The organism is Actinokineospora spheciospongiae (genome assembly GCF_000564855.1).
Taxonomy (GTDB): domain Bacteria; phylum Actinomycetota; class Actinomycetes; order Mycobacteriales; family Pseudonocardiaceae; genus Actinokineospora; species Actinokineospora spheciospongiae.
In genome coordinates this window covers 56879-78323 of the sequence record NZ_AYXG01000016.1, presented here as the reverse complement: position 1 = coordinate 78323, position 21445 = coordinate 56879, and the positions used below count along the sequence as shown (strand labels likewise).

Annotated in this window: 12 protein-coding genes and 1 pseudogene; 11 read left to right on the top strand and 2 right to left on the bottom strand. The window is 71.9% G+C overall.

Annotation, left to right across the window (positions count from 1 at the left end):
• Positions 1-51 precede the first annotated feature (51 nt).
• From UO65_RS34180 to UO65_RS02100, 5 genes and pseudogenes are all read left to right on the top strand, one after another.
• A pseudogene (locus UO65_RS34180) lies at positions 52-929 on the top strand (IS5 family transposase).
• Between the two features lie 137 nt (positions 930-1066).
• Positions 1067-2596, top strand: a complete 1530-nt coding sequence (locus tag UO65_RS02115) for a class I adenylate-forming enzyme family protein (protein WP_035278169.1) — start codon at positions 1067-1069, stop codon at positions 2594-2596.
• On the top strand, positions 2586-4130 hold the full coding sequence (locus UO65_RS02110) for a phosphopantetheine-binding protein (RefSeq protein WP_035278167.1): 1545 nt from the start codon (positions 2586-2588) through the stop codon (positions 4128-4130). The genes UO65_RS02115 and UO65_RS02110 overlap by 11 nt, the downstream gene beginning before the upstream one ends.
• 453 nt (positions 4131-4583) lie before the next feature.
• Entirely contained in the window at positions 4584-5366 is a 783-nt protein-coding gene (locus UO65_RS02105; protein WP_035278166.1) for an AfsR/SARP family transcriptional regulator, read from the top strand.
• 338 nt (positions 5367-5704) lie between these two features.
• Complete coding sequence (locus UO65_RS02100) at positions 5705-6484, top strand: SDR family NAD(P)-dependent oxidoreductase (protein ID WP_035278164.1); 780 nt, start codon at positions 5705-5707, stop codon at positions 6482-6484.
• A 96-nt stretch (positions 6485-6580) separates the two neighbouring features.
• Here UO65_RS02100 and UO65_RS02095 read toward each other — a convergent pair whose 3' ends face one another.
• The gene (locus tag UO65_RS02095; protein WP_035278163.1) at positions 6581-6949 is read right to left on the bottom strand and encodes a nuclear transport factor 2 family protein; all 369 of its coding nucleotides are present in this window, start codon (positions 6947-6949) and stop codon (positions 6581-6583) included.
• A gap of 276 nt (positions 6950-7225) precedes the next feature.
• Here UO65_RS02095 and UO65_RS02090 point away from each other — a divergent pair, with 276 nt between their 5' ends.
• Complete coding sequence (locus UO65_RS02090) at positions 7226-10237, top strand: AfsR/SARP family transcriptional regulator (RefSeq protein ID WP_233427403.1); 3012 nt, start codon at positions 7226-7228, stop codon at positions 10235-10237.
• A gap of 1065 nt (positions 10238-11302) precedes the next feature.
• Here the strand turns inward: UO65_RS02090 and UO65_RS35365 are convergent.
• Complete coding sequence (locus UO65_RS35365; protein ID WP_035278161.1) at positions 11303-11482, bottom strand: hypothetical protein; 180 nt, start codon at positions 11480-11482, stop codon at positions 11303-11305.
• Positions 11483-11742: 260 nt separating this feature from the next.
• On the opposite strand from UO65_RS35365, the gene UO65_RS02080 reads away from it, so the two are divergent.
• From UO65_RS02080 to UO65_RS02060, 5 genes are all read left to right on the top strand, one after another.
• Entirely contained in the window at positions 11743-12939 is a 1197-nt protein-coding gene (locus tag UO65_RS02080; protein ID WP_035278159.1) for a helix-turn-helix domain-containing protein, read from the top strand.
• Positions 12940-13031: 92 nt separating this feature from the next.
• The gene (locus UO65_RS02075) at positions 13032-13262 is read left to right on the top strand and encodes an acyl carrier protein (RefSeq protein ID WP_035278158.1); all 231 of its coding nucleotides are present in this window, start codon (positions 13032-13034) and stop codon (positions 13260-13262) included.
• 91 nt (positions 13263-13353) lie between these two features.
• Positions 13354-19434 (top strand): non-ribosomal peptide synthetase, encoded by a 6081-nt coding sequence (locus tag UO65_RS02070; RefSeq protein ID WP_052020487.1) that lies wholly within the window; start codon positions 13354-13356, stop codon positions 19432-19434.
• 190 nt (positions 19435-19624) lie between these two features.
• The gene (locus UO65_RS02065; RefSeq protein WP_200873278.1) at positions 19625-20395 is read left to right on the top strand and encodes a thioesterase II family protein; all 771 of its coding nucleotides are present in this window, start codon (positions 19625-19627) and stop codon (positions 20393-20395) included.
• Positions 20396-20416: 21 nt separating this feature from the next.
• Complete coding sequence (locus UO65_RS02060) at positions 20417-21445, top strand: TauD/TfdA family dioxygenase (RefSeq protein WP_035278157.1); 1029 nt, start codon at positions 20417-20419, stop codon at positions 21443-21445.

The following is a 21445-nucleotide window of genomic DNA, read 5'->3' as shown; positions in this document are numbered from 1 at the left end:
CTAGGGCGTGTCCTGCGGATCTTTCCCATGATCGTGTGCAGATGATGGGGTGTGGTCGGACGTGGTGAGCTGACGGACAAGGCCTGGGCTGCGATCGCGCCGTTGCTGCCCGCGCAGAGCGGGCAGCGCGGTGGTCGGTGGCGCAGTCACCGGCAGGTGATCGACGCGATCCTGTGGAAGGAACGCACCGGCGCGCCCTGGCGTGACCTGCCAGGACGGTATGGGCCGTGGAAGACAGCGCACGAACGGTTGCGGAAGTGGACCGCCGACGGGACGTGGGACCGGATACTGGAGCACGTGATCGTCAAAGACGACTCACTCGGGACACTCGAGGACAACGTGGCCTTCGTGGTCAGCGTCGACTCCACGAGCATCCGGGCCCACCAACACGCGGCCGGTGCCCGGAAAAAGGGGGCTGCGCGGACTGGATCGAGAACCTCGCCATCGACGGGGAATGCCTCGGACGCTCCCGCGGAGGGCTGACGACCAAGCTCCATCTGGCCGTCGACGCGGCCGGTCTGCCGCTGGCGGTGATCCTCACCCCCGGCCAGGCCGGGGACAACCCGCAACTGCTGCCGCTGCTTGAGGACATCGATGACATCGACGTCGACGGGCAGCGGGTGCGGGTCGGGCGGGTGATCGCCGACAAGGCCTACGCCCACCCGAGCACCCGCACCGCGCTACGACAGCGACGGATCAAGGCCACTATCCCCGAGCGTGTCGACCAGGTCGCCCACCGCAAGGCCAAGGGCTCGGCCGGTGGCAGGCCACCGGCCTTCGACACCGACATCTACAAGATGCGCAACGTCGTCGAACGCTGTTTCAACCGGCTCAAGCAGTTCCGCGGCCTGGCCACCAGGTTCGCCAAACGAGCCGCCTACCACCGAGCCGAGATCATCCTCGCCTGCATCGTCCTCCATCTCAAGTGAAGATCCGCAGGACAGGCCCTAGGCGCCGCTTAAGGACCGGAGTAGCCGGGTGCCCGATGGTGGTGGCGGGAGCGGCCCGGCGGGCCGCCGCACCAGACCTGCGAGCCCCACGCCCCCGGAGATGACGGAGTGTGCAGATGACGAACGTGGTGCTGAGCGCGCCCGAGGCGGTCGAGTCCCCCGGGTCCGTCGCCGACCTGCTCACCGAGGCCGCCGCGGTCGCCGGCGGGCGCCCCGCGGTCTCCGACGGCGGCGGCACGCACACCTACGCCGAACTCGACGCGATCAGCCGCACCGCCGCGAACTGGCTGCGCCGCAACGGGATCACCCGCGGCGACCGCGTCCTGCTGCGGCTGGGCAACACCCGCGAGTTCGTCGCCCTGCTCTACGGCGCCTTCCGCGCGGGCGCCGTCGTCGTCCCGATCAACCCCACCATGCGGCAGTACCACCTGGCGCAGGTCGTGGCCGACGCCGAACCGGTCCTCGTCGTCGCCGCGGGCACCGACACCGCCGCCGCGGCCTCCACCCGCGGCACCGCCGCCACCCTGGTCCCCGCCGAGACCGTGCTCGCCGGGGCCGAGGGCGCCGACGAGCCGTTCGCCGAGGTCGGCCCGGACGACCTGGCGCTGCTGATCTACACCTCCGGCAGCACCTCCGCGCCCAAGGGCGTGGTGTGCCCGCACGGCCGGGTCCGCTTCGCCGCCGCCGCCATCGCCGCCCGGCTGGGCTACCGCGCCGACGACGTCGTGCTCACCGCCTCGCCGCTGTCCTTCGACTACGGCCTCTACCAGGTGTTCCTGTCCGCCCTCGCCCGCGCCGAACTGCGCGTGGCCGACGCGGAGGACCCGGTGGCGCTGATGGCGACCCTGCGCGCCAGCCGCGCCACCGTCGTGCCCATCGTGCCGTCGCTGGCCGACATGCTCACCCGGCTCGCCCGCCGCGGCGCCCCGCCGGTCGACGTGCGGCTGTTCACCAACACCGGCGCCGCGCTCACCGCCCCCACCACCGCCGGTCTGCGCGCCGCCTTCCCCAACGCGGGCGTGGTCCCGATGTACGGCATCACCGAGTGCAAGCGGGTCTGCATCCTCGACGCGGACGGCGACCTCGCCAAGCCCGGCTCGGTCGGCCCCGCCCTGCCCGGCACCCGCGTCCTCATCCTCGACTCCGACGGCGCCGAACTGCCGGTCGGTGAGGTCGGCGAGATCGTCGCCGAGGGCCCGCACGTGATGGCGGGTTACTGGCGCGCCCCGGAGCTGACCGCCCAGCGGTTCCGCACCGACCCCGAGACCGGCGCGGCGCGGCTGTTCACCGGCGACTACGGCCGGCTCGACGCCGACGGGCACCTGTACTTCGCGGGCCGCCGCGACGACCAGTTCAAGCGGCACGGCACCCGGATGAGCGCCATCGAGATCGAAGCCGCCGCCGTCGACGTGCCCGGGGTGGGCGCCGCCGCGCTGCTGCCCCCCGACGGCACCCGCGACATGGTGCTGGTCGTCACCGGCGCGGTCGAGCCGGAGGCGGTGCTCTCGGGCCTCGCCGAGCGGCTGGAGCGGGCGAAGGTGCCCCCGGTGTGCGCGGTCCGCGACCGGCTGCCGCTGACCCCCAACGGCAAGACGGACAAGAAGGCGTTGCTCAGCGACTGGGAAGGTGCCGCGAATGGCGACTGACGGGGGCGGGCCCACCGCCGCGGAGCTGGTCGGGCGCTACGGCAGCCCGCTGTACGTGTACCGGGCCGAGAAGGTCGAGGCCGCCGCGGCCGACCTGCGCGCCGCGCTGCCCGCCGGCGCGGTGGTCATGTACTCGCTCAAGGCCAACCCGCACCCGGAGCTGGTCCGGGTGCTGCGCGGCGCGGGCTGCCGCGTCGAGCTGACCTCCACCGGCGAGCTCGCGTCCGCCCTGGCCGCCGGGTTCGACGGCGCCGAGTGCCTCTACGGCGGGCCGGGCAAGACCGTCGAGGAGCTGACCGCCGCGTTCACCTCCGGCATCCGGCACTACTCGGTGGAATCGCTGGCCGACCTGCGCCGGGTGGGTTCGGTCGCGCTCGCCCACGGCACCCGCGCCACCTGCCTGCTGCGGGTCAACCCGCCGTCGAACGCGGGCGGCGCCGGGCTGCGGATGACCGGCCAACCCTCCCAGTTCGGCCTGGACCTCGACGCCAACCCCGACGTCACCGGCGCCGACCTGGCCGTCCCCGGCGCCACCGTGCACGGCTTCCACTTCTACCCGCTGACCAACACCCCCGACGAGCAGACGCTGCGCGAGGAACTGCTCGGCAGCGTCCGGGTCGCCGCCGACCTGGCCGCCCGGTGGGGGATCGAGGTCACCCACCTCGACCTCGGCGGCGGCTTCTCCACCCCGTACGCGGGCGAGGGCGACCGCCCGGTCTACACCACCCTGCGCGAGCCGCTGGAGCGCGAGCTGGACGCGCGCTTCCCGGCCTGGCGCACCCCCGGGTTCGAGCTGGTCTTCGAGTCCGGCCGCTACCTCGTCGGCGACAGCGGCACCCTGGTGTGCACCGTCACCGACGTCAAGACCAGCGGACCGGGCACCTACACCGTCCTCGACACCGGCATCCACCACCTCGGCGGCCTCTCCGGCATCGGCAGGCTGCGCCCGATGACGGCCCGCCCCGCCACCCCCACCGACGCCGAGCGGGTGCCCACCTCGCTGGTCGGCCCGCTGTGCACCCCGGCCGACATCGTCAACCGCGCCGCCAGCCTGCCCGCGCCGCACCCGGGGCAGCTCCTGGAGATCCCCAACGTGGGCGCCTACGGGCTGACCGCCAGCCTGGTGGGCTTCCTGAGCAGGCCCGCGCCCACCGAGGTGCTGCTGCGCGGCGGCGCGGTGGTGCACGCCTCCCGGCTGCGGCTCGCCCGCGAGCCGGTCACCGAACTCCGCACCGGAGACGCCTACCAGGAGAAGGGACCCGACCACATGAGCGTGCAGTGGGACGCCGAGTTCGAGAAGCAGTTGCGCGAGGCGCTGCCCCGGCTGGGCGGGGACGGACCGGTCAGCCCGGAGGCCAGCCTGCGCGCCGCGGGCCTGGACTCACTGGCCACCGTGGAGCTGCTGGTCAAGCTGGAGGAGGCCTACGGGGTGCAGATCCCCGACGAGGTGCTGACCCCGGCCGCGTTCGCCAGCCCGGGCAGCCTGTGGGAAGCCGTGTCCGACCGCCTGCGCCCGACCGTCAGCCAGGGCTGACCCCACCCCCCACGCCGGAAGCCGCCGCCCCCACCCCGGGCGGCGGCTTCCGGCGTCTGCGGACACAATCCGAGTAGCGCTATTATCTGAACTTGCGCATTCCGCCACCCGCCGGTCCGGGTCCCGACATATGCCTAGGGGGGCACCCCCTTGCGCCTCCTGTGGTGCCGCTAGGGGTTTCGACCGCAATTCGGACCGAGTTATCGGCGTTCACTGTTAGGTGCGTGTTAATTGCGGCGCACGCGGCATTCGGTCCAGCCCAGGTTGCGCTCTTCGGTGGATTACGTCCGCTGGAACCTCGGTGCAGACTAGTGCCATTAGCCAAACCGCTAAGGGTCCGCAATCGGGGGATCGGACCCGGGAAAGTCGTCCAAGCGCGGTCACAAAGGGCCGGGGACCGACGATCGCGGTTGATCCGGTGCAATTTTCGGCGCGAAATCGGGGTGCGGACAAATGGAATACCGAGTACTCGGACCGCTGCAGGTGGTCGGCGCGAACGGGGTGGGGACACCCAAGGCGGCCAAGGTCAAGATCCTGCTGGCCACGCTGCTGGTCCGGGCCAACGAGGTGGTCTCGCTCGACCAGTTGCTGGAATCGATGTGGGGTGGGCACGGGCCGCGCAGCGCCCGCACCGCGCTGCACGTCTACGTCTCCCAGTTGCGCAAGTTCCTCGGCGAACAGGGCGCCGAGGTCAGCCCGGTCAAGACCTGCGCGGGCGGGTACGTGCTGGAGGCCGACCCGGGCACCGTCGACGCCTTCCGGGTCGAGCAGCTCATCTGCGAGGGCCGCAGGCTGCTGGAGGCCGAGGACCACGTCGGCACCGCGGAGACGCTGTCCTCGGCGCTGGCGCACTGGCGCGGCTCCACCCTGCACGGCCTGCAGGACAGCCCGGTGCTGCGCAACGCCTCCATCCGGCTCGACGAGCTGCGCGTCTCCGCGGTGGAGATGCGCGTGGAGGCCGACCTGGCCCTGGGCCGCGACCGCCACCTCATCGGCGAACTGCTCAACATGGTCAGCGAGCACCCGTTCCGGGAGGCGTTCTACCGCCAGCTCATGATCGCGCTCTACCGCTCGGAACGGCAGTCGGAGGCGCTGCGGGTCTACTCGCAGCTACGCAGCACGCTCAACCACGAATTGGGTCTGGAACCGTGCCGGATGCTGCGCTCGTTGCAGCAGGCGATCCTGCGGGCCGACCAGACGCTCGACCCCCATTTCCTGCACCGCGCCGCCGTCTGACCGACGCGACGCCGCCCGATCGGGGCCCGTCCGATCAGGACGGTGACCGGGGGCTGAACACCGGGGAGCGCCGCGGTGACCTCCCCGGGTGTGGACGGGCGAAGTCGAGGACAGGAAGCAAGCTCGGTTCGCGTTCGTCCGGTCCAGGCGGGAAAACACGCTCACAGTGGCGCGTGTCACGTCCCAAATGGATTATTCCGCGAACCCCCTAGGAGATTTCTCCCCCTACCTGCCGGGGTGGGGTTCGGCGAGGACCCCTGCGGCGAAGGGGGTCCTCGGTCAGGATGGGTGCGCGGGCCGCGCGCCGGGTGCGGCCCCCCGACCCACGGGAGTGCGCAGTGCGGCTCGACCTCAGCGGCAAGACGGCCCTGGTGACCGGCTCCACCCAGGGCATCGGCGAAGCCATCGCCGCGGGCCTGGCCGAGGCGGGCGCGACCGTCGCCGTCAACGGCCGCTCCGCGGCCAAGGTCCAGGCCACCATCGACCGCCTCGACGGCACCTTCCTCCCCGCCCCCGGCGACCTCACCACCGCCGAGGGCACCGCCGAGGTCGTCGACGCCCTCCCCGCGGTCGACATCCTGGTCAACAACCTCGGCATCTTCGGCGCCCAGGACCCCCTGTCCATCACCGACGACGACTGGCGCCGCTACTTCGAGGTCAACGTCCTCAGCGCCGTCCGCCTCACCCGCGCCTACCTCCCCGGCATGATCGCCGCGGGCTGGGGCCGCGTGCAGTACATCGCCAGCGACTCCGCCGTCGTCGTCCCCGCCGAGATGATCCACTACGGCATGAGCAAAACCGCCCTGCTCTCGGTCTCCCGAGGCTTCGCCAAAGCCACCAAGGCCACCGGCGTCACGGTCAACTCGGTCATCGCGGGCCCCACCCACACCGGCGGCGTCGAGGACTTCGTGTACAGCCTGGTCGACAAGGACCTCCCCTGGGAGGAGGCCCAGCGCGAGTTCATGCGCCTGCACCGCCCCCAGTCCCTCCTCGGCAGGCTCATCGAACCCGGGGAAATCGCCAACATGGTCGTCTACCTCGCCAGCCCCCAAGCCTCCGCCACCACCGGCGGCGCCCTCCGCGTCGACGGCGGCTACGTCGACTCCATCCTCCCCTGATCCAGCGCTGACCGGTGACACCGCGAACGCCCCCGCCCCTCGCCCTGCGCGCCACCGCCCACGCCGCCGACGGGCCGACCAGACCGCCCTGCGCGCCTACGGCGCCAGGTAGTAGAAGCGGCGACACCCCAGCAACAACCCGTCGTCGGCGATCGTGAAGAAGTCCGCGAACTCCACGTCCGCACCGTCCGACGACGTGTGGTGCCCCACCACCGCGATGCAGTCCCCGTCGGCCACCACCTTGAACAACTCGTGCGACCCACCCGCCCGCACGCACACCGCCAACATCGCCAACACCTCCACCCGCCCCCGCGCGTCCGGGGCGTCGGGTCTGCGGAACTGCGCGTCCTCGTGCACCAGCGACGCGTAGGCGTCCAGGTCGCCCGCGTCCAGGTACAGGTACGCCAGGCGCACGTGGTCGACGGCGGCCGCAGTGGTCGCGGTGCTCGGGACGGTCCCCACCATCGGGCTCCCCCTCGGACTGGGCCCCGGTGCACACTCACCTCGGCCGCGTGGAGATCACTGTGCCGCCTCGGTTTAACCGCCCGCTATCCGCCCGCTATCCCCCCGTCGCCGAACCGATAGCCACCCTCCGTCATCGCGGTTTCCGGACACCTCGCGCTGCGTCGCCACCGCGCCGCCACTGCCTGCGAACGGCCCCCACCAGGACGCCGAACGGGCGAAACCCGTTGGCATCCGTCGTATATACAGCGCTGATTAACCGTGATTACAGTCAGCCCGTTGCTCGATGACCGGACTCGGCGGAGGTGCCCGATCGACACGGCGACGGGAACCGAACCGGCCACGGCGTTCCGCATCCTCGGCCCGGTAGAGGTGCACGGCCCCCGCGGCACCGTGCGCATCCCACCCGGCAGGCAGCAGGTCATCCTGGCCTCGCTGCTGGTGGAGGCCAACCAGGTCGTCAGCACCGAACACCTCGTCGACACCCTCTGGGACGACCAACCCCCGGACACCGCCCGCACCCAGGTGCAGATCTGCGTGTCCCGCCTCCGCAAGAGCCTCACCGACGCCGGGGTCGACGTCCCCATCGAAACCCGCCCACCCGGCTACGCCCTGCGCGTCGACCCCGCCCGCCTCGACGTGCACTCCTTCACCCGCACCGTCGCCGAGGCCAGGGTCCTGGCCAAGGAGGGCCGCGCCGCCGAAGCCGCGGGCCTGCTCCGCGCCGCCGTCGCCCTCTGGCGCGGCCCCTGCCTCAGCGGCATCCCGCACCGCGCCCTGCGCACCCGCGCCCTGCGCCTCGACGAGGACCGCCTGGCCGCCACCGAGACCTACCTCGAACTCGAACTCGGCCTCGGCCGCCACCACCACCTCGTCGGCGAGATCGCCCGCCTGGTGCAGGAGAACCCGCTGCGCGAACGCCTCCGCGCCCAGCTCATGCTCGCCCTGCACCGCTCCGGCAGGCAGGCCGAAGCCCTCGACGTCTACCGCGCCGCCCGCGACCTGCTCATCGACGAACTCGGCCTCGAACCCGGCGAGGAACTGCGGCTCCTCGAAACCGCCATCCTCGCGGGCGACCCGACCCTGCACCAGCACGCCACCACCCCCGAACGCGACCCCGGCCCCACCGCCGCCCCCGCGGGCCAGCGCACCGAGGTCCCCCGCCAACTCCCCGCCGACACCGCAGACTTCCTCGGCGACGAAGCCCTCATCGCCACCGCCGAAGCCGTCCTCACCGGCGAGGGCCGCGCCGTCGGCGTCGTCGTCATCGTCGGCCGCCCCGGCGTCGGCAAGTCCACCCTCGCCACCCACATCGGCCACCGCGTCGCCCAGGAACACTTCCCCGACGGCCAACTCCACTGCGACCTGCGCGGCACCCGCGACGACCCCAGCGCCGCCGCCGACATCCTCGGCCGCTTCCTCGTCGCCCTCGGCATCCCCGGCCCGATGATCCCGCAGGGCCTCGCCGAACGCCGCGAGGTCTACCGCACCCTCCTCGCGGGCAGGCGCGTCCTCGTCGTCCTCGACGACGCCGTCGCCGAGAGCCAGGTCATCCCCCTGCTGCCGGGCAGCTCCACCTGCGCGGTCCTGGTCACCACCCGCACCCGCCTCACCGGCGTCCCCGGCGCCCGCCAGATCGAACTGGACTCCCTCGACCCGGCCCGCTCCCTGGAACTGCTCAGCCGAGTCGTCGGCACCGACCGCGTCACCCGCGAACCCGAGGCCGCCGCCGCCCTCGTCCGCACCGTCGGCGGCCTCCCCCTGGCACTGCGCATCATCGCCGCCCGCCTCGCCGCCCGCCCCCACTGGTCCCTCGCGTCGATGGTCACCCGCCTCGCCAACGAACGCCACCGCCTCGACGAACTCGCCCACGGCGAGATGACCATCCGCGCCAGCCTCTCCCTCACCCACGACGGCCTCGACCCCGCCGCCCGCCGCCTCTTCGGCCTCCTCAGCGCCGTCGAGGGCCCCACCCTCCCCGGCTGGGTCGCTGGCGCCGTCCTCGACGACGACCGCCCCTTCCCCTCGGACCTCCTCGAACCCCTGGTCGACGTCCAGATGCTCGACGTCGCCTCGGTCGAGACCACCGGCGAGTTCCGCTACCGCTTCCAGGACATCGTCCGCCTCTTCGCCCGCGAACAGGTCACCACCCCGACCGCGGACGCGGTGGAACGGGTCATCGGCGGCTGGCTCGCCATCGCCGAACAGGCCCACCGCCGCATCTACGGCGGCGACTACACGGTCCTGCACGGCACCGCCCCCCGCTGGCACCCCCCGGAGGACTACGTCAGCGCCGTCCTCGCCGACCCGCTCGAGTGGATGGACGGCGAACAGGCCAACCTCCGCGCAGCCATCACCCAGGCCCGCACTGCGGGCCTGGACGAAGCCTGCTGGGACCTCGCCGTCACCGTCGCCACCCTCTTCGAAGCCCGCGGCTACCTCGACGACTGGGAGAACACCCACGAGGACGCCCTGGCCCTGTGCCGCCGCACCGGCAACACCCGCGGCACCGCGGCCCTGCTGAGCAGCCTCGGCACCCTGCACATCAACCGGGGCCAACCGGCCCAGGCCCGAACCGCCCTCACCGCCGCCCTGGACCTGTTCACCACCCTCGACGAACCAGTCGGCCTCGGCCTCTGCCACCGAGACCTCGCCCTCCTCCACCGCCAAGCGGGCGACGACGACCAAGCCCTCACCCTCTACACCAAGGCCCTCCACGACTTCGACCGCGCGGGCGACGTCGTCGGCCGAGCCATCGTCCGCACCCAGAGCGCCCACATACTGACCAGGCGCGGCCACATGACCGAGGCCCACACCCACCTCGAAGAGGCCATGGCCATCTACCGCCAGGTCGGCTACACCAGCGGCATGGCCCACACCCTCCGCCGCCTGGGCCAGGTCCAATCCCAAGCGGGCGACCACACCAGCGCCACCGAAACCATGACCAGGGTCCTGGACATGGTCCGCTCCTCCCGAGACGTGATAGGCGAAGGCCACCTCCTCACCAACCTGGGCGAAGTCTGCGCCGCAGCAGGCGACGTGCCCCGCGCCCAGGCGTATTACGAAGAGGCCCTGCGAGTCCGAGACCAAATCCTCGACCACAGCGGCGCGGCCGTGATCCGCTTCGAACTCGCCCGCCTCCTCGCCCGCACGGGCGACCACACCCGAGCAGTCGACCTCCTGGACGCCGCCGCCGCCACCTTCGCAGAACGCGGCATGGTCCGCGACCGCGCGGCAGCGGAACGAGAGCTGGCACTGCTACGAGCATCGAACCCGGTCACGACGGTATGATGTGGAGCATCCGGCTGTTTGCCGTGCCAGGGCACCCTTGTTCGGGGCTGCCGACGGAGTTGTCCACAGGGGACGTCGACAGAGCCCTGGAATGTCGTACGTGTCTGCTAGCCTGAATTCGGAATGGCGCGCGAAGGCAGGTGGGCGGTCGCGGGTGTGGGTCGTGGAGATGTGGTGGGGGCGCAGGTGCACCGGAGAGCAGCGAGTGGACCAGAGCAGCGAGTGAGCCCGCCCCCGCTGTGACGCCTCGCCGCCCCACCACCTGACCCGACCGACACACCCGCGCGGTTGCGACACCCACACGGCCAACGCCCCACCCGTGGTGACCACCCACCGGGGCGCCGGACCCGTCCGGTGCCCCCGGCACTCTGGTGCCCCCGGCACCTGGTGCTGCGGTGGCGCGGGGACGAATGCCGCGCGTGGTCATGGTGCGCCCAGCGAGCTCGGTGCATCGTGGGCATTGGTTCGGTTGGCGCTCCTGCCTGATGGCCACCGCGTGCCATGTGCACTGATCCAGTTGGCACTCCCGGCCTGCGGGCGCCGTGCGCCGTGCGCAGCGGCTCGGCTTCAGGTGGCCAGCGCTTGGCGCGGCCCGCACTGGGTGGGGTTCGGGTTGCCGGTACGGCGTTGGCACGAAGCCGCGCGGCGCCGAGAGGTGGCTGCCGGTTGGTGTTCGTTCGAGGTTGCGCAGGGGGACCCGGTGGTGTGCGGGGTGATGACGGCGTATCCGGTGGCGGTGGGTCCCGGCGCTGCGGGCTCGGGAAGCGCGCTTGTCACGGATATCGGCGTTTGTGCCGGTGTGCCTGTGCATCGGAAGGGAAACTTGCGTTACGGCTGGGCATTCGTTCGCATCATCCGGTGCGGTGGTGCGGTGGTGCGGTGGTGCGGTGGTGCGGTGGTGCGGTGGTGCGGTGGTGCGGTGGTGCGGTGGTGCGGTGGTGCGGTGGTGCGGTGGTGCGGTGGTGCGGTGGTGCGGTGGTGCGGTGGTGCGGTGGTGCGGTGGTGCGGTGGTGCGGTGGTGCGGTGGTGCGGTGGTGCGGTGGTGCGGTGGTGCGGTTTGGTGGATCAGTCCCAGGGGTTGCTGTCGGTGGTGGTGGGGGTCTGGTCCCAGGGGTTGCTGTTGGTGGTGGCCGTGCTCTGGGCGGGGATCGGGGTGGTGGTGGCCTGGGCGAGGGATTCGGTGCCGAGGAACAGGGCGGCGGCGAGGGCGGTGGTGGCGGCGATCTTGGCGGCGGTGGTGCGCATCTGGGGGCTCCTTCTGGGGGTGTTTCCGGCTGCTGACAAAAAGGTATGAGGCCGTCCAATTCCCCGGCTATCTCCGCCTTTATCTCCGTGCTATCACCAGTGGTCGGATCGGCTGTCGCGTGATAGAGGGGTGCTTGACCTGTGAAAACTCTCCTATCGTCGGTTGATTGGCATCGTGATGCCGGGGGGATAGCGGGATTCACTGGATTGGGGGGCGAGAAAGGCGGGGCCATCTGTCCCGCCCACCCGAGGAGGCGGACATGTCCGAGGTCGACGACACCCGGTTCGGGCGGTTGCTGCACGGGCACCGGACCCGGGTCGGGCTGACGCAGCGGGAGTTGGCGGATTTGTCGACCGTGAGCGTGCGGGCCATTCGGGATCTGGAGCAGGGGCGGGCTCGGCGGCCGCGGCAGGACACCGTGCGGTTGGTGGCTGACGCGCTCCGGTTGAGCAGGCAGGCGCGGGAGGACCTGGAGCGGGCCGCGCACCAGGGGCGGACGGGGTGGTCCCTGCGGACCGATTACGCCGTGGAGCTCGCCCCCGCGCCTGGGGTGCAGGGGCCACTGATCGGGCGGGAGGTGGAGGTCGACGCACTCGTTGAGGAGTTGCGGCACAGTCGATTAGTGGGGCTGGTGGGGCTTAGTGGGGTGGGGAAGACCCGGGTGGCGGTGGAGGTGGCCGCGCGGGCGCACCGAGGGGGTGTGCCTGTGCTGTGGGTGGGGGTGGACTGCCCGATTCGGGATGAGCGGCTTGCCGCCGTTGTGCAGGCGGGGGTTGCCGGGCTCTGCCGGACGGGTGATGAGCGGGCCGCGGGTGACCTGGCTGAGTTGATCGCGGGGCGGGAGACGTTGCTCGTCCTCGACGACCCCGCGCGGGTGCTTGACGGGGAGCGGGTGAAGGTGTTGTTGCGGGACTGCCCCGCATTGCGGGTGCTCGTCGTCGGAACGGCTCCTGCTGATCTTCCTGGGGAGCGGCCCTTCCTGCTTTCCGCTCTCGGGGACGAGGCTGCGGTGCGGTTGTTCCTGCACCACGCTCGCGCTGAGCGACCGGTGGTGGAGGACGAGACCGTGGTCGGGATCTGCGCCGGGTTGGACGGGTTGCCCCGGGCCTTGGCGGCGGCGGCTTCGTGGTTGGCGGTCTACGACCCGGTGCGGTTGGCGGTGGCGTTGCGGGATGACCCGCTCGACCACGTCGAGGGGGTGTTGCGGCCTTCCGGGGTGCGGGAGGGGCTGGTCCGGTGCGTGCGGGACCTCCCTGATCCGGGGTTGTTGGGTCGGTTGCCGCAGGAGTTCACGTTGGACGACGTGGTGGCGGTGACCGGGGGGAGTCTGCCGGAGTCCGGTCGGTTGGTGCGCGGGTTGTTGCTGCGCGGAGTGGTTCGGCCGCACCTGGCCGATCGGTTCCGGGTGCCCGCGCTGGTGCGGGCGGTGTTGGCGCAGATGCTGGTGGCGGTCTGACGGCCGCCGCCGAAGTGCCTGTGGAACTGCCGCAGGCGGGCGCTCGGCGGGGCTTGAATCCTCTCAACGGACGCCGCGAGAGGGAGAAGGCCATGACCGAGACGTTTCAGAAAGTCGACCGCGCGATCGTCGAGGTGCTTCCCGCGCTCGACGGCAAGGTCGAGGCCGACCGGAACCTGATGGTGGACCTCGGCATCGACTCGCTGTCCATGGTGGAGATCCTGGTGGAGCTGGAGACCTCCTACGGCATCGAGATCCCGGACAGCAAGTTGAAGACCGTGGTGACCGTGCAGGACCTGCTCGACCTCGTCGACCAGCACTGACCAGTACCGATCGGCACCGACCAACACCAGGGCGAGGACGCCGGGCCGGGGGAGTCCGGTCCGGCGTTGCGCACACAGCGGAGGGTTTCCCATGGCAGGGCGTCGGCTGAACCCGGCACAGCGCGGCATCTGGTTCGCGCAGCGACTCGACCCGAGCAGCCCGGCGCACAACGTGGGCGGCCACCTCGACGTGCGCGGGCCCGTCGACCACGACCGGCTGCGGGCGGCCGCGGCGGCGGTGGTCGCCGAGGTCGACGCGCTCTGGTTGCGGTTCACCGAGGTTGACGGTGAACCGACGCAGGAGTTCGGGCCGGTGGGGAACAACGAGCCGGAGGTGGTCGACCTGCGCGGGGAGGCCGACCCCGTGGCGGCGGCCGAGGACTTCATGTGGACCGACCTGGACACCGTCGCCGACGAGCTGTTCCGGCACGTGCTGATCCGCGTCGGTGACGAGCGGGTGTTCTGGTACACGCGGATGCACCACACCGTCCACGACGGACACGCGCAGACCCTGCTGTGGCGGCGGATCGCCGAGGTCTACCGCGGCGGCGGCACACCGATCGGGTCGTTCGCCGACGTCCTCGACGAGCAGGAACGGTACGCCGACTCGCCCGCGTACCGCCGCGACGCCGAGTACTGGCGCACCCTGATGGCCGACGCGCCCGCTGCTGTCTCCCCGGGGGAACAGCCGCTGAGCAACCGCATCACCCGGGTGGGCGCCCACCTCGACGAGGCCGTGTTCGACGGGTTGCGGGCCTTTGCCGACAAGGCGGGGGTCAGTTGGCAGCAAGCTGTTGTGGCCGCCGCCGTGTTGCACCGCCACCTGTGGACCGGCGACCGGGACGTGCTGCTCAGCCTCCCATTGACCGGCCGCATGTCCAGGCGCGCCCGGGCCGCCGCCGGGATGGCCGCGACGATCCTGCCGCTGCGCGTTCCGATCGACCCGCGGGCCACCGTGGCCGAGTTGGCCGCCGAGGTGTCGGCCTCGGTGCGGCTCGCCCAGTGGCACCAGCGGTTCGACCCCACCGAGCTGTTGCGCGAGCTGGGCCGCAGGCACTTCGGTCCGGTCGTCAACGTCATCGCCGACGACGCCGACACCGACCTCGACGGCGTGGTGGCCCGGCCGCACGTCCTGTCGGTCGGGGGCACGGCCGACGAGTTGGCGTTGACCGTCACCAGGTTCGCCGAGGGCGGTCTGCGGGCCGAGTTCACCATCGACGAAGCCCTGCCCGTCGACCTGAGCGCCCACCTGCGCACCTACGTGGAGCTGCTGCGGGCCCTCGCCGCCGACCCGGACGTCCGTGTCGCCGATGTCGACGTGCTTTCCGCTGCCGAGCGCGACACTGTGCTCCGGGAGTGGAACCCCGCCCCGGTCGACACCGGGGACGTCACGCTGGTCGACCTGTTCGAAAAGGTCGCGCGGTCCGACCGGACGGCGTTGGTCTTCAATGACGAACGCCTCTCCTACCGCGACCTGAACGCCCGGGCGAACCACCTCGCCCGTAGGTTGCGGGCGGCGGGTGTCGAGCGCGGTGACCTGGTCGGGGTGCTCGCCGAGCGCGGGATCGGGTTCGCCGTGGCGGTCGTCGCCGTGCTCAAGGCGGGGGCCGGGTACGCGGTGCTGGACCCGGACTTCCCGGACGAGCGGCTGGCCCTCGTCGTCGCGGACGCGGGGGTGCGGGTCGTGGCCGTGGAGGCCGCGCAGCTCGGCCGGGTCGAGGCGGCGCCAGTGGTCATCGACGGCGAACGGAGCGACGGTGGCCGGGACGAGGACGACTTGGGCATCGCCGTCGCCGCGGAGGACGTCGCCTGCGTCATGTTCACCTCCGGCTCGACCGGGCGGCCGAAAGGGGTTGTGGCACCGCACCGGGCTCTGGTGGGCACAGTGCTGGGACAGGAGTACGCCACCTTCGGGCCGGGTGAGGTGTTCCTCCAGTGCTCCCCGGTGTCGTGGGACGCGTTCTCGTTGGAGTTCTGGGGTGCGTTGGCCTTCGGCGGGACGTGCGTGCTCCAGCCCGGGCAGCGGCCCGACCCCGCGCTGCTCGCCGACCTGGTGGGCCGCCACGGGGTGACGATGCTCCAGGTGTCGTCGAGCCTGTTCAACTACCTGGTCGACGAGTCGCCGCAGGCGTTCGCGGGGGTGCGGTTGGCGTTCACCGGTGGTGAGGCTGCTTCCGCCGCGCACGTCGCCCGGGTGCTCGCCCGGTTCCCCGGCCTGCGCGTGGCCAACGGGTACGGTCCGGCGGAGTCGATGGGGTTCACCACCACCCACACCGTCGCCGCCGACGTCGAGGGCTCGGTGCCCGTGGGGCGGGCGGTCGTCAACAAGCGCGCGTACCTGCTGGACGGCCGGTTGCGGCCGGTGCCGGTCGGGGTGGTCGGTGAGGTGTACCTGGGCGGTGTCGGGTTGGCCCGCGGGTACGCGGCCCGGCCGGGGCTCACCGCGCAGCGGTTCGTCGCCGACCCGTTCGGCGTGCCCGGCGAGCGGATGTACCGCACCGGCGACCAGGCCAGGTGGACCGCCGAGGGGGCGTTGGACTTCGTGGGCCGTGTCGACGACCAGGTGAAGGTGCGCGGTTTCCGGGTGGAGCCGGGGGAGGTGGAGGCCGCCGTCATCCGGCACGACGCCGTCACCCAGGTCGCGGTGGTCGTGCTGCGGGACCCGGACCGGCTCGTCGCCTACGTCGTCGGGGACGTCGACGGGGCGGACCTGCGGGCGTGGACCGCCGAACGGCTGCCCGACCACCTGGTGCCCGCCGCCGTCGTGGTCCTCGACCGGCTCCCGTTGACCGCCAACGGGAAGCTCGACCGGGCCGCGCTCCCCACGCCGGAGTTCACCGCCGCCGGTGCGGGCCGGGCGCCGCGCACCCCGCGCGAGGAGATCCTGTGCGGGCTCTACGCCGAGGTGCTCGGGGTGCCGAGGGTGACGGTCGACGACGGGTTCTTCGACCTGGGCGGGCACTCCCTGCTCGCCGCCCGCCTCGCCGCCAGAGTCCGCGCGGTGCTCGGCGCGGAGCTGACCATCCGGGATGTCTTCCAGGCGCCGACCGTGGCCGCCCTGGATGCGCGCATCACCGTCTCCGACGGCGAGCGCCCAGCTCTGGTGGCAGCCGAGCGCCCGGAGCGTCCGCCGCTGTCGCCCGCCCAGCGCCGCCTGTGGTTCCTCGACCGCTTCGACGGCGCGGGCACCGCCTACAACGTGCCGATGGTGTTCCGCCTCGACCGGGTCGAACCCGGCGCACTGGCCGCGGCCGTGCGCGACGTCGTCGCCCGGCACGAGCCGCTGCGCACGGTGTTCCCGGTGGCCGAGGACGAGCCGTACCAGCGGGTGCTGCCCGAGGCCGAGGTGTTCCACGAGGCGGGCCAGGCGAGCGAGGAGGCCGTGCGGGCCGCCGCCGCGCACCGGTTCGACCTCGCCGTCGAGGCACCGCTCCGGGTGACCCTGTTCGACGACCGCGTGTTGATCCTGCTGCACCACATCGCCACCGACGGCCTGTCGCTGCGCCCCCTGCTCGCCGACCTCGAAACCGCCTACACCGCCCGCCTCGCAGGCGACGACCCGCAGTGGGCTCCGCTGCCCATCTCCTACGTCGACTACACGCTGTGGCACCGCGACCTCCTCGGCGCCGAGTCGGACCCGACGAGCACGGTGGCCCGGGGTCTCGCGTTCTGGGGGGAAGCGCTGGCGGACCTGCCCGAGGAGATCGTGCTCCCGTTCGACCGCCCGCGCCCGCCGGTGCGGTCGCACCGCGGCGGCACTGTCCCGTTCGGACTGGACCCCGGGGACCGGGATCGGCTCGTCGAGGTGGCGCGGAGCACCCGGACGACCCCGTTCATGGTCGTGCAGGCGGCACTCGCGGTGGTGTTGACGCGATTCGGCGCGGGTACGGACATCCCCATCGGTTCTCCTGTGGCCTGCCGCCAGGACAGCGCCCTGGACGGTCTCGTCGGTTTCTTCGTCAACACGGTAGTTCTGCGCACCGACACTTCCGGCGACCCGACCTTCGCCGAACTGCTGGGACGGGTGCGTTCCACCGACCTCGACGCCTACTCCCACCAGGAGATCCCATTCGATCGGGTGATTGATGCGGTGAACCCCGCGCGATCCCTTTCCCGGCACCCCCTCTTCCAGGTCTGCCTGGCGCTGGAGGACACCCCGCCTGCCGGGATGGACTACGTCGGGACCGGGACGGCCAAGTTCGACCTGGAGTTCCTGCTGCGCCAGGACATGACCGGTCTGGTCGTGTTCAACACCGACGTGTTCGACGCCCCCACCGTCGAGCGGCTGGTCATGACGCTCGGGCGGGTGCTGGCCCAGGTGCTCGCCGATCCGGGGCTGCGGGTGGGTGAGGTTGCCGTCCTCTCCGAGGACGACCGGTCGCGTGTTTTGGCGCAGTGGAACCCGACCCCCGTCGAGGTTCCCGAGGTGACCCTGGTCGACCTGTTCGAGCGCGTCGCTGCAACCGATCGGACGGCGTTGGTGTTCAAGGGTGAGAAGTTGTCGTACTCGGACTTGAACATGCGCGCGAACCGGCTTGCCCGCCAGTTGGTGGCTGCGGGAGCGCGGAGGGGGGATGTGGTGGGTGTGTTGTTGCCGCGTGGGATCGATTTCGCCGTGGCGGTCGTCGCGGTGGTGAAGGCCGGGGCCGGGTACACCGTGCTGGACCCGGACTTCCCGGACGAGCGGCTGGCGGTGGTGGTCGAGGACACCGGGGTTTCGCTGGTGGTCACCTCGACGGGGTCGGCCTCGCGGGTGCGTGCGGTCGTGGAGGACTCGGTCGGCTCGGCGGAGAACCTGGGGTTGCCGTTGTCGGCTGCCGACGTGGCGTGCGTGATGTTCACGTCGGGTTCGACGGGACGGCCGAAGGGGGTCGTGGCGCCGCACCGGGCGTTGGTGGGGACGTTGCTCGGGCAGGACTACGCCACTTTCGGCCCCGACGAGGTGTTCCTCCAATGCTCGCCCGTGTCGTGGGACGCATTCTCGCTGGAGTTCTGGGGCGCGCTCGCGTTCGGTGGGGTGTGCGTGCTGCACCCAGGACAGCGCCCGGAACCCGCCGTGGTGGCGGACTTGGTGGCCCGACACGGGGTGACGATGCTCCAGGTGTCCTCGAGCCTCTTCAACTACCTGGTCGACGAGTCACCGGAAGCGTTCACCGGCGTGCGGTTGGCGTTCACCGGTGGCGAGGCAGCCTCTGCCGTGCACGTCGCCCGGGTGCTCGCCCGGTTCCCGGACCTGCGTGTGGCCAACGGTTACGGTCCGGCGGAGTCGATGGGTTTCACCACGACGCACGTGGTGCCCGCTGACGTCGAGGGGTCGGTTCCGGTCGGCCGGGCGGTGGTCAACAAGCGCGCGTACGTACTGGACAGGTGGCTCCAACCGGTTCCCCCGGGCGTCGTGGGCGAGGTGTACCTGGGTGGTGTCGGCCTGGCCCGTGGGTACGCCGGTCGGCCCGGTACGACGGCGGAGCGGTTCGTGGCTGATCCGTACGGGGAGGCTGGTGAGCGGATGTACCGCACAGGTGATCTTGCGCGGTGGACCGCTGGTGGGGTGTTGGACTTCGTGGGCCGGGTCGATGACCAGGTGAAGATCCGGGGGTTCCGGGTGGAGCCCGGGGAGGTCGAGGCGCTGCTGACCGGCCACGAACAGGTCTGGCAGGCGGCGGTGGTCGCCTGGGGCGCCGACGGCCCGGCTCGGCTGGTCGCCTACGTCGTCGCCGCGGCGACCGGTGCGGAGCTGCGGTCGTGGGCGGCGGAACGGCTGCCGGAGCACATGGTGCCGTCGGTCATCACCGTCCTGGACCGGTTGCCCCTCACCCCCAACGGCAAGCTGGACCGCAGGGCCCTGCCCGCGCCGGAGTTCGCCGCGAAGGCCGAAGGTCGTCCCCCGCGTGATCCGAGGGAGACCGTGCTCTGTGGGCTCTACGCGGAGCTGTTGGCTGTGGACAACCCCACCATCGACGACAGCTTCTTCGACCTGGGTGGCCATTCCCTGCTCGGCGCCCGGCTGATCAGCCGCGTCCGGACGGCGTTGGGCGTGGAGCTGACGATCCGGGACATCTTCCAGGCGCCGACGGTGGCGCAACTGGCCGAGGTCATCGAGGCCAAGGGCACCGCCAAGCCCGCGCGCAGGCCGATGCTGCGCAGGCGCACCGAGGCGGGCGCCCCCAGTTGAGCGGACACGACGAGGAGGTCCCGCCGCGGTCAACCGCGGCGGGGCCCTTTTCGCGTCCGGGCGGCACGACCGGCAGTACCGCGAACACCCGGAACTGCCGGTCGTGCCGCCGCTCGGGAAGCCCTGGCGCACATAGTGTTCTGCCATCGAGACCGGGCCCCACCCCGGCACCGGAACCCCTGGAGCGAACATGAGTGCAGCCCACGGCACCGGCACGATGGCCGACCGCGAGGACGTGGTCTGGGCCCTCGGCACCGGCACCACCGACCTGCTCGTCCTGCCGCACGCGGGCGGCAACGCGCACGCCTACGCCGAGTGGCGGGAGCACCTGCCCGCGAGCATCCGCCTGCTCATCGGCCAGTACCCCGGTCGCGGCGCCCGGTTTGTCGACGACCTGCCGGAGAACGTCGAGGACCTCGCGGGCCCGGTCGTGGACTGCCTGCCGGAGGACACCGGTCGGCTGGTCGTCCTCGGTCACTCGATGGGGTCGCTGGTCGCCTTCGAGGTGGCCCGGATTCTCACCGAGCGCGGCACCCCGCCGCTGGGGCTCGTCGTCAGCGCCTGCCGTGCGCCGCAACTGGCCAACCCCGCCCCGGTCGACGCCGGGCGATTCGATGACGACCAGCTCGTGGCCGCGATCAAGGCGCGCGGCGGCACCCAGGACGGCATCCTCGACGAGCCGGAGCTGCGGGAGATCATCCTCCCGGCCATCCGCGCCGACTTCGGCATCGACGACGTGTACCGCTACACCGGCCCGGCCACGCCGCTGGGCTGCCCGGTGACCGTGCTCGGCGGCGACGCCGACCCGATCGTCCCGCTCGACACCCTGGCGCCGTGGTCGGAGGTCACCACCGACCGCGCCACCGTGGAGCTGTTCGCGGGCGACCACTTCTACTTCCAGCAGGACCTGCCCCCGTTCCTGACGCGGGTCGGCCAGGTCGTCCAGAGCCTGCTCGGCTGACCCAGGAGGAACGACAACCCCATGACATCCCTCGACAACTCCGTGCGCGAGCTGGACCTGAGCCGCGAGCCGGGAAAGCCCCCGATCGCCACCGCCCCGGCCGTGGCCGACCTGGACGAGGCGGCCCGCTGGGTCGCCGACGCGCTGCCCGCGATCCGCGCCGAGCTGCTGCGCTCGGGCTGCCTGATGCTGCGCGGCCTGCCGGTCACCGGCAACGAGGCGTTCGCGGCCATCCGCGACGTCCTCTTCCCGAAGCTGGCCTCGTACAAGGAGAAGGCCACACCGCGCAGCGACTTCGGCGGCGGTGTCTTCTCCTCCACCGACCTCCCCGCGGTCCAGCCCATCCGGCTGCACAACGAGAACAGCTACACCCTGGACTTCCCGGGCGCGCTGCTCTTCGGTTGCCTGGTGGCCCCCGAGGAAGGCGGCGCCACCACCGTCGGCGACATGCGCCGGGTGCTGGCGCTGCTGCCCGAGGACCTGCGCGCCCGCTGCGAGGAGGCCGGGTGGCTGCTGGTGCGCAACTTCTCGGAGATGGCGGGCCTGCCGTGGCAGACCAGCTTCGCCACCGAGGACAAGGCCGTCGCCGAGGCCTACTGCGACGAGCACACCATCGGCTACGAGTGGCTGGACGAGGACTCGTTGCGCACCACCCAGCGCCGGTCCGCGATCGTCAGCCACCCGGTGACGGGTGAGCGGGTCTGGTTCAACCACATGGCGTTCTGGAACTCCTGGACGCTCGACCCGGACATCCGCGACGTGCTGGTGGAGACCTACGGCGCCGACGGCCTGCCCTTCGCCACCTACCTCGGCGACGGAGCCCCCCTCACCGAGGAGGAGGCCGCGACCCTCAACGCCGCCTACGACGAGGTCACCATGCGCGAGACCTACCAGGTGGGTGACCTCCTGCTGGTCGACAACATCCTGTGCGCGCACGGCCGGGAGGCGTTCTCCGGTGCCCGCAAGATCGTGGTGGGCATGGGCGACCCGGTGGAGCTGTCCGACTGCGCCCCCACCGCGCAGCCCTCGACCACCCCGTACGGGGCCTGA

Coding starts and splice junctions, on each gene's coding strand:
- UO65_RS02115 (WP_035278169.1), top strand. CDS start 1,067: ATGACGAACGTGGTGCTGAGCGCGCCCGAGGCGGTCGAGTCCCCCGGG.
- UO65_RS02110 (WP_035278167.1), top strand. CDS start 2,586: ATGGCGACTGACGGGGGCGGGCCCACCGCCGCGGAGCTGGTCGGGCGC.
- UO65_RS02105 (WP_035278166.1), top strand. CDS start 4,584: ATGGAATACCGAGTACTCGGACCGCTGCAGGTGGTCGGCGCGAACGGG.
- UO65_RS02095 (WP_035278163.1), bottom strand. CDS start 6,949: ATGGTGGGGACCGTCCCGAGCACCGCGACCACTGCGGCCGCCGTCGAC.
- UO65_RS35365 (WP_035278161.1), bottom strand. CDS start 11,482: ATGCGCACCACCGCCGCCAAGATCGCCGCCACCACCGCCCTCGCCGCC.
- UO65_RS02080 (WP_035278159.1), top strand. CDS start 11,743: ATGTCCGAGGTCGACGACACCCGGTTCGGGCGGTTGCTGCACGGGCAC.
- UO65_RS02075 (WP_035278158.1), top strand. CDS start 13,032: ATGACCGAGACGTTTCAGAAAGTCGACCGCGCGATCGTCGAGGTGCTT.
- UO65_RS02070 (WP_052020487.1), top strand. CDS start 13,354: ATGGCAGGGCGTCGGCTGAACCCGGCACAGCGCGGCATCTGGTTCGCG.
- UO65_RS02065 (WP_200873278.1), top strand. CDS start 19,625: ATGAGTGCAGCCCACGGCACCGGCACGATGGCCGACCGCGAGGACGTG.
- UO65_RS02060 (WP_035278157.1), top strand. CDS start 20,417: ATGACATCCCTCGACAACTCCGTGCGCGAGCTGGACCTGAGCCGCGAG.